Here is a 12835-nt window from a genome sequence, read left to right on the forward strand (position 1 = left end):
AGGTGGCCAGGGCGGCAGTGTCACGGTGGACGTTGTTTCGCCGGGCGCTGGCGGCGGTGGCGGGTCGAGCATGTTCCGCAACACCGGGTCGTTCGTCGTCGAGATAACCGGAACGGTCCTGAGGGCTGGCAGTGGCGGAGCGATCGGCGCTGCCGGTGACGCCGGGTCCGCCGCGCTGGCTGCCGTCTAGGCGCAGTCCGGGCGGCCTGCCCGACGCGTGCGTGGGCAAGAGCGGGGGGAAGTGGCATGCATGTCGTCCTGTTCAGCCTGGAGCCCTGGGACGGCGTGTGGCGGCGCAACCAGCATCTCGTCGCGAACCTCGTCGAACAGGGGCTCGTCGAACATGTCTCGTTCGTCGAGCCCCCGCTGCTGCGTCGCCGGATCGACACGTGGTCGCCGATGCCCGGGGTCAGCGTCGTGGCTCCCTGGATGGCCGTGCCCAAGCGGCTCGGTGGTCTGCGGACGGGCGCCCGCGATGTGCTGCGGCGCGTCAGCGACGTGGATGTGTTCTGGGTCAACGATCCCGCGTTCGGTGTGCACGCGCTGGGGCGCGGTACCGGCGTCGTCTACGACGTCACGGACGACTGGCGTGGCTTCACGTTTCCGGCGCGGATCCTGCGCCGCATCACGCGTGCGGAGGACGCCCTCGCTGCCGGTGCGTCCACAGTGGTGTGCAGCGAGGTCCTCGCCGAGCGGTGGGCGCAGCGGTACGGCGTGCGTGCGGCGGTGGTCTGCAACGGGGTGGACGCGACGTCCTGGGCGGAGGCGACGCCAGGGGAGCTGCCCGGCCCGGGGCCGCATGTCGGGTACGTCGGCACCTTGCACCAGGACCGGCTCGACGTCGACCTGGTCCGTGACGTGGCAGCCCGACCCGAGGTCGGGACCGTGCACCTCGTCGGCCCGGACGCCCTCGACGAGGCCACGAGGGCCCGCCTTGCCGACGAGCCCAAGATCCGGTTCCACGGCCCCGTCGCGTCCGCCGACGTCCCCGGCGCCGTGCTCGCGATGGATGTGCTGGTGTCGCCGCATCGCCTGAGCGACTTCACCCTGAGCCTCGACGCCATCAAGGCCCGCGAGTACGTCGTGTCCGGTCGCCCCGTCGTCGCGACCCCGACGAGCGGGTTCCAGCGCATGCCGGCCGACGAGGTCACCGTCGCCAGCGGCATCGGTTTCGTGGATGCCGTGGCGTCGCTGTGCGCCGCGACGCCCGGGGCGGAGCCACGGGTCCGGGTACGCGAGGAGTGGACCTGGGCGAGCAGGGCGCGCGAGTTCGAGCGGGAGCTGGTGGCGGCGAGGGCGGGCCGGAGCCGGTCGCCGGGGCCGCCGGTCACGAGGTGACGGTCTGCCGCTCCCGACGGCGCAGCAGGTCGCGGTAGAGGTCCTCGTACCTGTCGAGCACGCTCGACATCGCGAACTCGTGCGACCGTTCGATTCCTCGTTGCGCCAGGCGGCTGCGTTCGCCGGCGTCGGTGAGCAGGGCGACGAGCGTCGTCCCGAGCCGGTCGTCCGCGACGATCCTCCCGGCCTGCCCGTCCGCGAGGACGTACCGGGCCCCGGGGTTGTCCGTGCAGACGACCGCGGCGCCGGCCGACATCGCCTCGGCGTAGGGGATGCCGAAGCCCTCGTAGGTGCTCGGCAGGCAGAAGACCCACGCCGACGCGTAGAGGCGGGCCAGCTCCTGCTCGTCGACGCGCCCGGTGACGCGGACCGCCGCCGCCGCAGGGGCGTCCGAGCAGACCATGACGAGCTCGGCGTCCGGAACCTGCGGGCGGACCTCGTCGGCGAAGACCTCCATGAGCAGTCGCCCGCGCTTGCGGTTCTCGTAGGTGCCGACGAACAGGATCGTCGGCGCTGCGGCGCGCGGGCCGCGGGGACGGAAGACGCGCTCGTCGACCCCGTTCGGGACGACGGCGCGCACCCAGGGCATCCAGCGCCGGGTCTGGGGGCTGACGAGGACGGTCCTGTCGGCCACGAACGTGGCGAGGGTCTCGCCGAGCCCGAGGGCGACCATCCGGGCCTTCTCCTTGAGTCCCGGGATGCGCACGGCCTCCGCGAAGCAGCTGCCGTGCATCGTCCGCACGTGGGCCGGGACCCGTCTGCGCCACAACCAGTAGTCGTCGCCGTGGGCGTGCAGGACGTCGAAGCCGGAGAGGTCGAGCCGTCGCACGGACCATGCGAACGCGAAGGTCCGCAAGGACCGCGGGGCCGGTACCTGGACGGTCGTGTACTCGGCCCCGTCGACCGGCGGGCACCCCGAGAACACGGTCACGTCGTGCCCGCGGCGGGCGAGCCCTGTTGCCAGGGCGTGCACCTGGTACCCGACGCCGATCTTGCTGCCGCTCGGCAGGTAGTAGGAGGTCATGGCGATCCGGAGCTGCCCGGCCTGCCGATCAGGCACGGCTGAAGGCCAGGTTCGCCTCGAGTGCTGCGAGGTAGCCGTGCCCGTGCTCGAGGTCCGGCTCGAGGTAGTTGCCCTCGGCCCACTCGTTCCAGGACTTGACGAAGACGAGCCGCTCCTCGGGGCGGCGGTCGAGCGTGCGCGCCGTGGCCTCCCGCACGTGGTCGGCGAAGATCTCCGGGGAGCTGCGTTCGAGCACCAGCCCTCGTGCGCCGGAGCGAGGGGTGTTGTCCCAGTTGGGGTAGACGCAGGGGTGGAGCGTGCCGCCGAGTCCGTCCGGCGGCGTCGGGAGCGTGCGGGCGTGCGGGTAGCGCTCCGGATGCCCGAGCAGCTTGCGACGAGCGCGCATGCGCAACCTGGTCGTCGTCGTCACCTGCGCGGGCAGCCTGACGTACACGCCGGCGTCGAAACCGTGGAGCTCGCTGTCGCTGTAGCGGGGACCCTCGCCCAGCAGGTCGCTGACCTCGGCCACCAGGTACAGGCCCGGCAGCCCGGCGGACCGGGCCATGGCCTGCCAGCGGCGCACGAAGCCCGCGGGGTCGGGCAGCTGCTCCGGGCGGAAGACGTAGAAGAGCGGGCGACCGTCGACGGTGAAGTATCTGGGGTCGAGGAATGCCGGCAGGACGTGGTCGAAGTGTGCTCGCTCGTCGGCCTCGCCGGGGTAGGTCTGCTCCATGAGAATGCGGTCGTCCGCGCCGTGCCAGATTCCGGTCCAGGTCTGGTTGGCCCAGCCGAGGCAGAAGCCGTGGTCGGGTTCGCGCGATGCGAGAACCTCGTCGAACGGGCGCTCGAGAATTCGCTGCCCGCCTCCGAACCAGTAGTGCCAGTAGCAGAAAGCGTCCACCGAGTAGCGACGGGCGAGGTCGGCCTGCGCGGCCCTGGACTCGGGCAGGCGCAGGTCGTAGAAGCCGAGATCGGCCGGGACATGCGGTTGTGCGTGCCCACGGAACAAGGGCTTCGCCTTCGCGGCATTGGTCCACTCGGTGAATCCCGGGCCCCACCACTCGTCGTTCTCAGCGGTCGGGTGGAACTGCGGGAGATAGAACGCCACGCTGCGGGCGCGGTCGCGCTCCGCATTCTTGATCTCCAGCTCGCCCGGCAGACCTGTCGTGGTGGAACGCAACGTCACGAGAATCCTTCGTCGAGTCGATGGGCAGCGGTGGCCCGCTTTTCACGATATCCGAGGGCCCGGCGCGCGAACCCGGCTTTCGAAACGGCAGGAACAGGTCGCGGCATTTCCCGGGACGACTCCGTGGGTCACCGCGCGACGTCCTCGACGATCCTCAACAGCTCCCGGGCAGCGATATCTGCGTCGCCCCGCACCCCGTGGAGGTGCACGGCGGACGACGTGGCGACGGTGAGCGCGTCGAGCGCCTCGACCGATCGTGAACGGGCGCAGACCGTGTTGCTCAGGAGCCGCAGCAGCGAGTCGGCCTGGCTCCCCGGGGTCAGCGCGAGGTCAGCGCCGGCGGCCCAGGTCAGCGACGCCACGAACCCGACGGGGAGAGGCGGCGCCACGGACGAGATGTCCTGCGGGTCCTGTCGGCCGAACGCCGGCGACCCGGGCCGCTGACGGGGGACCCGGCGGTAGGCATGGACCAGACCCGAGGCGTCGACCGGGGCGAACTCGTCGGAGTAGTAGGTCGCTCCCGCATCGACGAGTGCCGCGACGAGCGTGGACTTCCCGGCGCGGCTCGGGCCGGGGAGCAGGACAGCCTTGCCGTCGACGGCCACCACCCCGCAGTGGACGAAGACCAAGCCGCGGGCGTGCTCGGCCACCCAGAGTTCCAGGTCCTGCGCCACCAGGTCCACGAGCGACAGCTCGTCGCCTGCCGCACCGATCGGGGTGCCGTCGACCGTCGCCTGGGGAACGGGTCGCGTGCCCTCGACGGCCCAGACGCGTTCCGGCACGCCGGTGTCGACGGACCAGCTGTAGGGGAGCCGTTCGCGAACGGCTGCCACCACGTCGGCCGACGCTTCGACGGCGAAGCACCGCCCGTAGGCGGTGCCGACGAGGCGGGATGTCAGGTCCGTGACGTCACCTCGGCGTACACCAAGCTGATCCGCTGCGCCGCCGCCACCGGGCTGAAGCGCTGGCTGGACAACCGGGCGGCCTGCCCCAGCGACAGCCGCAGCTCCGCCGAGTCGCGCAGACGGACGAGCGCGTCGGCGAGGCCCTCGACGTCCTCCGGCTCGACGAGCAACCCGTCGTACCCTTCGCTGATGATCTCCAGCGGTCCGCCCGCGCGCGCGGCGACGACCGGGAGCCCGGCGGCCATGCCCTCGACGACGACCTGTCCGAACGGCTCCGGGGTGATCGAGCAGTGCACGAGCACGTCGAGCTCACGGAGTTCGGCGGGCACGTCGTCCCGGAATCCCCGCCACACCACCCGATCGGCGATGCCGAGCGTGTTCGCGAGGTCGTGCAACCGACGCTCGTAGCTCTCCTCGCCGAACATGGCGCTGCCGACGAGCCAGGCCTGTTCCTCGCCGTCCGGGAACGCCCGGGCGAACGCCTCGAGGAACACATGCTGCCCTTTCCACTCGGCGAGCCGACCGAGGACCCCCACGCGTACCGGGCGGTCGGTGGCCGGGCGTGGTGCGGCGGGCTCGGGTGCGATGTCCGGGACGACGGGGTTGTAGAGGACGCTCGCCCGAACACCGGCGGGGAGGGTCCCGAGCGTGCTCACCGAGTTCGTGACGACCGCGTTGGGGATCCATCGCGAGGCGAGGCGGACGAGCCGCACTGCGGGTCGTGGGAGGTAGTCGTCCGCGATCCGGTCACGGACGTGCCACAGGACCGGCACCCGTGCGAGCCGGGCGGCGACACCTCCGTAGAGGGCGGACTTCAACGAGTTCGTGTGCACGAGGTCAGGTCTGAGCTCACGGAGACGTCCGCGCAGCGTCCAGACGTATCGAGTCAGCATCGACAGCGTCCTGAACGGCAGCCTGCCAGGCACGACCTGCCCGCGGCGCGTGTCCCGGAGCGCTGCCTCCATCGGCAGCACCTCGACGGTCACGCCGTCGATCGCTTCGAGCGCGGCGACGAGGTCGCCGTCCTCGCCGAGGATCACGTGCGCCTCGACGTCGCCGTCGAGCGCCTCCAGAAGGCGTGCGAGCGCGATCTCCCCGCCGGACCAGCGTGCGACGTGGTCGAGGTAGACCACGCGCAACGGCGCGTCCCTGAGTGCACGTGCCACGTGTCGATCCCCCTGGCCGCGAACCCTGGTGCGCCCCCATGGCGGTCGAGCGCGGCCGTTCCGACGATCACCTTAGGGCGGGTCGTGCGGCATGTCCGGGATGTGACCGTCACCTGGGGTGTACGGCCGAGCCAGGGCGTCGGCCGGACGGCGTGCAGCAGCCTCGATACCCTCGGTGACGTGACGTTCGCCGTGCTCCTCGTGTGCACGGGCAACCTCTGCCGCAGCGTCGCCGCCGAGCAAATGCTCACGGCCGTGCTGCGGGGACACCCGGTCGAGCTCATGAGCGCCGGTACCCACGCCCAGAACGGCGCGTCGGCGCATCCGCTCACGGTTCAGGCGGTCGCCGACAGCGGCTCGGCGCCGTTCACGCACGCCGCCCAGCGGCTCGTTCCCGAGGCGGTCGCCGTCGCCGACCTCGTGCTCACGGCCACCCGCGACCACCGCCTCGCCGTCGTGGAGGCCGACCCGACGGCTGCCAGGCGCACCTTCACCGTTCTGGAGTTCGCACGGCTCGTGCGGGCCGACGGCGATGGGCGCGGCACGCTCGCGGAACTGCGGGACTCCGCGGCGGCGAGCAGGGCGGGCGCACCCGCCACCGCCGCCGACGACCTCGCCGACCCCGTGCAGGGCTCGTACGCCGACCACGTCCGGATGGTCCAGACGCTCGCCCCCGCGGTCGCCGTCATCGCCGACGCGTTCGCACACGTATCACCGCGGCTCCAGCAGACCTCGTTGTGACGCCGCACTGATCCACTCGCGCGACTCTCTCGCCGCGTGTGGCGCCCACGACCGGGCGTGCGCACCCGCCAGGCCAGGAGGGGTACGTGGACATTCCCGTCGTCGCTGCTGTCGGTCACGGGCCGACGGAGCTGAGCGCCTTCGACGCGGCGCTTGTGAGTGCCGGCATCGCCGACCGCAACCTCATCTACCTCAGCTCGGTGCTGCCGCCGGGGGCGCGGCCGCGGCTCGTGCCGCGGGTCCGGGACGCCCCGGGCGGCTGGGGCGACCGGCTCTACTGCGTCATGGCGCAGGCCCGCACGAGCACCTCGGGCGACGAGGTGTGGGCCGGGATCGGGTGGGTGCAGGACAGGACCGGCCGCGGGCTGCTCGTCGAGCACGAGGCGCACAGCGAGACCGCGCTGCGCGAGACGGTCGCGACGAGCCTCGAGGCGCTGCGGGCCAACCGCGGCGGCATCACGCTGCCATCGTCGGGGCTGCAGGTCGCGGGGGCGCGTTGCGCCGGGACGCCGGTGTGCGCGCTCGTCGTCGCCGTGTTCGAGTCCGTCGCGTGGCGGTCCACCCGGCCGGTCGCCGAGCGGTGGCCGGCCGCCGACCCGGTGCCGGCGCCGTGACGCCGTCCGTGGCCCTCGACGTCTTCGCGGTCGCCGGCCTGCTCGGCGGGCTGCTCGCCGTCGTCGACCCGGTGCCCTACGTCCGCGACATCGTCCGCGGCACGACCCGGCCGCACCGCGGGACGTGGCTCATCTGGAGCGTGCTCGGCTGCACGGCGCTGGCCTCGCAGGTCGCGTCCGGCGGCGGCTGGAGCCTCGTCGTCCTCACCGTGCAGGCGGCGAGCACGACGCTCGTGCTGCTGCTCTCGCTGCGCCGTGGGGTCGGCGGCGTGAGCCCGGGGGAGTGGGCGCTGCTCGCGCTCGCCGGAGCAGGCGTCGTCGGCTGGGCCGTCTCGGCGCAGCCGCTCGTCGCCACCGCGTGCGTGCTCGTCGCGGACGGCATCGGCGTGCTGCTCATGCTGCCCAAGACCTGGCGTGACCCGTCGACCGAGACGGCGAGCACATTCGCGCTCGCCGCCGGCTCCGGGGTGCTCGGCACGGTCGCGGTCGGGCAGGTCGCGGTCGACCTGCTCCTCTACCCGGCCTACTTCGCCCTCGTGAACGCCGTGACGACGGCGGTCATCCTCGGCCGCCGTCGCACCCTGCGGCGCAACGGCACCTCAGCGGCAGGTCAGCTGTCGTGGACCGGCAGCACCGGCGCGCCGACGTAGCGGCCCGCGGTCGGCAGGTCCGCGCCGAGCAGGCACGGCAGGTGGGTCAGCTGCTCCATGTCCGGCACGATGACCGCGGCGACGTCGCCGTTGCGGACGGCGCCCTTGAGGGCGTCGAGACCGCGCTGCGACGTGGGGTCGATGTCGGTGAACACACCGGCGAGGTCGTAGCCCTCGCTCTCCGCGTAGGTCGCGATCTCGCGACGGGCGGTGGCGACGTCACGCTCGACGTCGGTGCGCTGGCTGGGAAGGTTGACGTATCCGAAGACCTGGCGGGTCGGCACTGGAGCACCTTTGCGTCGCGATCGTGACCGCCGGGAAACGCGGCCTCGAAGAGGATGCCACGGTATTTCCTTGATCGCCGTCACATGCTCGTAACACATGGCCAACGGGCGGAGAACACGCCGTACGGCACCCGGACCGGGCGGACTGACCCGATCGGGTCACGAAGATGACCCGGTTTCGCCAGGACGCCTGTGACGCGCGACACGTAGGTTCGCCGATCAAGGGACCGGGCACGGCGGCGCGCGTTCGCGTGCATGACCCCGGCGTGCTCGGTCCCACCACGCGCACAGTTCGCCGCCCTGTCGGCCCGCCTCCGCCGAGGCCGACGCCGGCCGGCGTCCCCCGTCCGGCGGCTCGCCGGACCCGGCCAGACGCGTGACCGTGACCTGACCCGCTCCTGCGTCATGTCGGAGCACGAGGGCGGCATGGTCTACTTCTGTCCGGCCGGGTGCTCACGCGCGTCCGACGCCGGCCGGGCAGTCCACCGGAACGCTCGCCGTACCACTCGACGAGGAGTGCCATGAAGATCACCCAGGAGTTCACCGTCGCCCGCCCTGTGGCCACGGTGTGGGACTTCTTCCAGAACGTGCCCGAGGTGGCCCAGTGCCTGCCCGGCGCCGAGCTGCTCTCGGACGACGGCGAGGGCAACTACACCGGCAAGGTCTCGGTGAAGCTCGGCCCGCTCAACGCGACGTTCGACGGCACCGCGAAGGTCACTCCCGACGCCGCCGCGAAGACCGGCCTCATCGACGGCAAGGGCTCGGACCGCCGCGGCGGCAGCCGCGGCTCGGTCAAGGTCGTTTACGCCCTGCTCGAGGACGGCCCGTCGTCGACGAAGGTCAGCGTCGACGCGGACGTCGTCCTCTCCGGCTCCGCGGCCCAGTTCGGCCGGGGCGGCCTCATCACCGAGATGAGCAACCGGCTCATCGGCGAGTTCGTCGCCTGCTGCGAGGCGAAGCTCGCCGCGACGACCGTCGAGGAGCGCGCCGAGATCAAGGCCGCTGACGTCAAGCCGCTCGCGCTGTTCTTCCAGAGCCTCGTCGCGTGGCTCAAGGGGCTGTTCGGCGGCAGGAAGACGCCGGCCGCCTGAGGTCGCACATCGCTGACGGTGCACGACGGACGGCCTCGCTCTCGCGGAGGCCGTCCGTCGTTTGGTCATGGCCCGCGAGTCTTGTCCCAGTAAGACGGGGATCATCCGTCGATATGGCCGTTCGGCGGGGCCGACCACGGCGTGTCGAGGTAGCCGACCGTGGTTGCGTATCGACCATGCGTCACCGGATCCCCGCCCTTGATGGACTGCGTGCTGCCGCCGCGGTCGCTGTCATCGCCCACCACGCCGGCGTGCCTGGCATGGCGTGGGGGTGGCTCGGCGTCGACGCGTTCTTCGTGCTGTCCGGATGGCTCATCGCCGGACTGCTCATCGAGGAGCGCACCGCCACGGGCCGAGTCGACCTGCTGCGGTTCTACGCGCTGCGCGCTGCGCGGCTCTACCCAGCGCTGCTCGTAGCGGTCGTCCTGACGAGACTCCTGCCGACCGGCACTGGGACGGGCCACGCTCTGCTGACGCTCGCGTACCTGTCGGACGTCATCCGGTCCTTCAGCGGCGATGTCGGCTGGCTGGCACACACCTGGTCGCTGAGCGTCGAGGAGCACTTCTATCTCGCGTTCCCGCTGGTCGTCCTCTGCTGCCGCGGGAGCCGCCGGGCCATCGCCTGGGTGTCGGCCGCCGGGATCGTCTGCTCCCTCGGCCTTGCCCTGGTAGTCGACCCGCCCTGGCAGACCTACGGCGACTTGGGCTACTTCTCGACCCCGACTCGGTGCTGGGAGATCCTGGCCGGCTGCCTACTGGCCGCTGCAGGACGGCCTCGACTAGGGCCCGCGTGGCGGGCGCTGCTCGGGGTCGCAGCCCCGCTGCTGTTGGCCGGCGCCATGGTCTTCGTCATCACGGACGAGCGGCGGGTCTTGGTGAGCGTTCTCGTGGCCGCGGTGACTGCTGGGTTCATCGTGGCAGCCGTATCCGGTCCGCTGCCCGCCGGTTGGTGGCCGCTGCCGCAGCTCGGCGCCGTGAGCTACGGCCTGTACCTGTACCACCCGATCCCGCTGGCCTTCCTCGAGGGTGCGGGGTGGCCGGTCCGGCTTGCCGCCTGCATCGGCTTCGCAGTGCCGACGGCTTTCGCATCGCACCGTTGGGTTGAGCAGCCAGTACGGCGATGGGCCCGTAGGGCTCTGGTGCGGCGCGGCAGCGGAGGCCTCCGGTTCGCGACCGTGCGGGCCGCCGCCCGCCGTCAGGTCGTCGGGTAGAGCGCCTACAGGGCGTAGAGGTTGGCGGCCCTGACAGCGACCTCGTAGTGCCAGTCGGCGAGGCTGGCCGGGCGGTAGACGAAGTTCCAGTGCGTCGCCGTCCACACCGTGCCCGCAGTGATGGCCTTCGTGCCCGCGTAGATGTCCGCGCCGCCCGCCTGGGCGTTCTTCCACCACAGGTTCATGCAGTTCATCGACTGGTAGACCCGCGAGCGGACGTTGTCGACCTCGGCCCGCGCGAGGACCGTTAGGCGTCGTAGATGTTTCCGTACCACCATCCGGTCGTGGGCTCGTAGATCGCCCCGGGTCGCCATGCCCGATACCTCGGGGGCGGGCGTTGTCGACACCGCGCCGCTGCGGCGGGCCTGGTTCGTCGCCGGGGGCGAGGCCGGGACCGCGATGGCTGAGCCGTCGTCGGTCCAGGACGTCGCCGCCGGCCCGACCGTGGCGAGGAGACGTTGGACGCCGGAGGTGCGTCCGTAGACCCGGGTAGCGCCGTATACGCCGACAACGGGTCGTTCAAGCCGGGAACGCTGGTGCAGGAGCTCACCTCGGGTGGGGCGATCGACTCGTCAACGACCGGCCTGAAGGAACTCGCGGTGTCGCAGACCTTCGCCGCGAGGATCGTCTACTGGTGGGCGATCGTGCCCATCGGCGGGACCGTGACGTTCAGGTCGGTCACCCCGTCGTGGCCGCCGTACCCGACCAGTCAGGCCGAGGCGACGAACCCCGCCGGGCGGTACGGCCATGAGTGGGCGACGACGACCCTTCCCGTCGACCTGGGCGGGGTCGTCGTTCGGCGGCGGCGTCATCCCTTTGATCTTCGCAAGGGTGGTGTGACGGCCGGACCGTAGACGAGGCTGCGGCCCCCGTCACCTCCAGCCCGACCCGGTCCAGCGCCCACGCCGCCGCTTACTGCGCGGGGAACGCATCGGCGAACGACCCGCCGAGCGCGCCGGTTCCGCCGGTCCCGATGTGCCAGAACACGTTGTTGTAGACCGACCCGGTGCGCATCGTCTTGGCCGCCGGGCCCGGGGTGACGCTGCGGCGGAACGGGACGTCGATGATCCCGGTCATGTCAGGCGATCGTCATCGGGGGCCGGTTCGTGGCGGCGCCCGTCGTGCTGTCGCGGGTCACCGCGGCCTGCGTGACCGTCCTCGTGGTCCCGCCGACCCAGGTCACCGCGTAGGCGTCCACGAGGCCCGGGAAGGTGCTCCTGACGGTCGTCGCGGTGTAGCTCCCGGTCACGCCGTCGGGCCAGACGACACCGCCGGACGTGGCCGCGCCGTTCGCGTCGCGGGTGATCGCGCCGACGAGTAGGGCATCGAGGTTGCCGGCCGCGTGCAGCTTCAGCCAGGCGTCGGACCCGACCGCTGGTCCATACGTGCCACTGCCGGCAGGGACCCGTCCTGATCGCTGCCAGAGTGGACTGGACCTGGTGCCGCCGCGGGCAAGCTGGATTGGAAGGGCGCAGCAGGGCAGCGGCATCCACGCCGCGCCAAGCGTCCAACGGCCGAGCCCGTTGGGGCCCGGCCGATGGATCGAACTGAGGCTCGCTACACCGTTGAGTCCCGTTGCCTGCTCAGATCAGCGAGAACAGCAACCGGTTCGGCGAGTTCGTCCCCGGGCTCGTGACGACGCCGGTCGTCGAGCCGTTGACGATCGCGTTGCGGACCGTCGCCGGGCTCGCCGTCGTGTGCGTCGCCAGGTACAGCGCCGCGACGCCGACGACGTGCGGGGTCGCCATCGACGTCCCGCTGATCGTGTTCGTCGCGGTGTTCGACGTGTTCCAGGCCGACGTGATGCTCGAGCCGGGGGCGAAGACGTCGAGGCACGAGCCGAAGTTCGAGAACGACGACCGGGCGTCGGTCGAGGTCGTCGAGCCGACGGTGATGGCCGCACCGACCCGGGCCGGGCTCGTGTTGCAGGCGTTCTGGTTCTCGTTGCCCGCCGCGACGCCGTACGTGACGCCCGACGCGATCGAGTTCGCGACGGCCGTGTCGAGGGCCGAGCTCGCGCCCCCGCCGAGGCTCATGTTCGCCACCGACGGGGTAACGTGGTTGCGGGTCACCCAGTCGATGCCCGCGATGACGCCGGAGAGCGTGCCGCTGCCGGCGCAGTCGAGCACCCGCACCGCGACGAGCCGCACGCCCTTCGCGACGCCGTAGGTGCTGCCGCCGATCGTGCCCGCGACGTGCGTGCCGTGGCCGTTGCAGTCGTTCGTGCCGCGGCCGTCGTTGACCGCGGTGAAGCCGCCGGTCGCGCGGCCGCCGAACTGGTTGTGCGTCGTCCGGATGCCGGTGTCGATGACGTACGCCGTCACGTTGCTCGCGGTCGTGTTGTACGTGTAGCTGCCGTTGAGCGGGCGGGCCCGCTGGTCGATCCGGTCGAGGCCCCACGTGGCGCCGGTCTGCGTGACGGACGCCGTGACGACCGCGTCCGGCGCGACGTAGGCAACGTTCGCGTCCCCCCGCACGGCCTTGAGCTGGGCGGGGGTGAGCCGCGCCGCGAAGCCCTTGAGCGCCGTCCCGTACGAGTGCACGACGCGACCGCCGTGGCTGCGGGCCGTGCCGCTCTTGAGGACGACGATGTACTGCCCGGGGACCGCGCGGCCGCCGGACTTCAGGAGCGGCGCGGCCCGCAGC

The 12835-nt window shown here is 72.0% G+C and carries 16 protein-coding genes and 1 pseudogene; 8 read left to right on the forward strand and 9 right to left on the reverse strand.

From position 1 onward, the window contains the following. Positions 1-190, forward strand: a pseudogene (locus ECOMGDLI_RS35860) (hypothetical protein); the annotation flags it as partial. Between the two features lie 56 nt (positions 191-246). Continuing rightward, positions 247-1338 (forward strand): glycosyltransferase, encoded by a 1092-nt coding sequence (locus ECOMGDLI_RS09765; RefSeq protein ID WP_088316527.1) that lies wholly within the window; start codon positions 247-249, stop codon positions 1336-1338. Here ECOMGDLI_RS09765 and ECOMGDLI_RS09770 read toward each other — a convergent pair. From ECOMGDLI_RS09770 to ECOMGDLI_RS09785, 4 genes are all read right to left on the reverse strand, one after another. Continuing rightward, a complete protein-coding gene (locus ECOMGDLI_RS09770) occupies positions 1328-2398 on the reverse strand; it encodes a glycosyltransferase family 4 protein (RefSeq protein WP_143447616.1) in 1071 nt (356 codons plus the stop codon). The genes ECOMGDLI_RS09765 and ECOMGDLI_RS09770 overlap by 11 nt on opposite strands. After that, positions 2391-3527: a glycoside hydrolase family 99-like domain-containing protein gene (locus ECOMGDLI_RS09775; RefSeq protein WP_198954734.1), complete on the reverse strand. Its 1137-nt coding sequence runs from the start codon at positions 3525-3527 to the stop codon at positions 2391-2393. The genes ECOMGDLI_RS09770 and ECOMGDLI_RS09775 overlap by 8 nt, the downstream gene beginning before the upstream one ends. 128 nt (positions 3528-3655) lie before the next feature. Continuing rightward, positions 3656-4363: a hypothetical protein gene (locus ECOMGDLI_RS09780; RefSeq protein ID WP_143447617.1), complete on the reverse strand. Its 708-nt coding sequence runs from the start codon at positions 4361-4363 to the stop codon at positions 3656-3658. Positions 4364-4422: 59 nt separating this feature from the next. Further along, entirely contained in the window at positions 4423-5598 is a 1176-nt protein-coding gene (locus tag ECOMGDLI_RS09785; protein ID WP_088316534.1) for a glycosyltransferase, read from the reverse strand. Positions 5599-5778: 180 nt separating this feature from the next. Here ECOMGDLI_RS09785 and ECOMGDLI_RS34540 point away from each other — a divergent pair, with 180 nt between their 5' ends. The 3 genes from ECOMGDLI_RS34540 (at position 5779) to ECOMGDLI_RS09800 (ending at position 7603) form a co-directional block, all read left to right on the forward strand. Beyond that, positions 5779-6339 carry a low molecular weight phosphatase family protein gene (locus ECOMGDLI_RS34540; RefSeq protein ID WP_158220958.1) on the forward strand — a complete coding sequence of 187 codons (561 nt, stop codon included), beginning with the start codon at positions 5779-5781 and terminating at the stop codon, positions 6337-6339. 86 nt (positions 6340-6425) lie between these two features. Next, the gene (locus tag ECOMGDLI_RS09795; RefSeq protein ID WP_088316536.1) at positions 6426-6953 is read left to right on the forward strand and encodes a pyruvoyl-dependent arginine decarboxylase; all 528 of its coding nucleotides are present in this window, start codon (positions 6426-6428) and stop codon (positions 6951-6953) included. Further along, on the forward strand, positions 6950-7603 hold the full coding sequence (locus ECOMGDLI_RS09800; protein ID WP_143447618.1) for a hypothetical protein: 654 nt from the start codon (positions 6950-6952) through the stop codon (positions 7601-7603). Before ECOMGDLI_RS09795 ends, ECOMGDLI_RS09800 begins: the two co-directional genes overlap by 4 nt. On the opposite strand, the gene ECOMGDLI_RS09805 is transcribed toward ECOMGDLI_RS09800, so the two are convergent. Beyond that, positions 7564-7887, reverse strand: a complete 324-nt coding sequence (locus tag ECOMGDLI_RS09805) for a recombinase family protein (RefSeq protein WP_088316541.1) — start codon at positions 7885-7887, stop codon at positions 7564-7566. The two genes, ECOMGDLI_RS09800 and ECOMGDLI_RS09805, sit on opposite strands and share 40 nt — an antisense overlap. A 521-nt stretch (positions 7888-8408) precedes the next feature. On the opposite strand from ECOMGDLI_RS09805, the gene ECOMGDLI_RS09810 reads away from it, so the two are divergent. After that, positions 8409-8978: an SRPBCC family protein gene (locus ECOMGDLI_RS09810; protein WP_088316543.1), complete on the forward strand. Its 570-nt coding sequence runs from the start codon at positions 8409-8411 to the stop codon at positions 8976-8978. A 176-nt stretch (positions 8979-9154) separates the two neighbouring features. Next, positions 9155-10189 carry an acyltransferase gene (locus tag ECOMGDLI_RS09815; RefSeq protein ID WP_158220959.1) on the forward strand — a complete coding sequence of 345 codons (1035 nt, stop codon included), beginning with the start codon at positions 9155-9157 and terminating at the stop codon, positions 10187-10189. 5 nt (positions 10190-10194) lie between these two features. Here the strand turns inward: ECOMGDLI_RS09815 and ECOMGDLI_RS33750 are convergent, their stop codons facing one another. After that, positions 10195-10467 carry a hypothetical protein gene (locus tag ECOMGDLI_RS33750; protein WP_158220960.1) on the reverse strand — a complete coding sequence of 91 codons (273 nt, stop codon included), beginning with the start codon at positions 10465-10467 and terminating at the stop codon, positions 10195-10197. A 258-nt stretch (positions 10468-10725) separates the two neighbouring features. Between ECOMGDLI_RS33750 and ECOMGDLI_RS09825 the strand changes: the two genes are divergently transcribed. Then, a complete protein-coding gene (locus ECOMGDLI_RS09825) occupies positions 10726-11043 on the forward strand; it encodes a hypothetical protein (protein ID WP_088316549.1) in 318 nt (105 codons plus the stop codon). 58 nt (positions 11044-11101) lie between these two features. Here the strand turns inward: ECOMGDLI_RS09825 and ECOMGDLI_RS34545 are convergent, their stop codons facing one another. The 3 genes from ECOMGDLI_RS34545 to ECOMGDLI_RS09830 all read right to left on the reverse strand — a co-directional run. After that, on the reverse strand, positions 11102-11266 hold the full coding sequence (locus tag ECOMGDLI_RS34545) for a hypothetical protein (protein WP_158220961.1): 165 nt from the start codon (positions 11264-11266) through the stop codon (positions 11102-11104). A 1-nt stretch (position 11267) separates the two neighbouring features. Continuing rightward, on the reverse strand, positions 11268-11438 hold the full coding sequence (locus tag ECOMGDLI_RS34550) for a hypothetical protein (protein WP_158220962.1): 171 nt from the start codon (positions 11436-11438) through the stop codon (positions 11268-11270). A gap of 334 nt (positions 11439-11772) precedes the next feature. Further along, positions 11773-12835, reverse strand: a 1063-nt coding sequence (locus ECOMGDLI_RS09830) for a S8 family peptidase (protein ID WP_143447620.1), incomplete at its 5' end; no start/stop codon positions are given.

Origin of the sequence: Kineosporia sp. R_H_3 (genome assembly GCF_002198675.1) — a bacterium.
Classification (GTDB): Bacteria; Actinomycetota; Actinomycetes; order Actinomycetales; family Kineosporiaceae; genus R-H-3.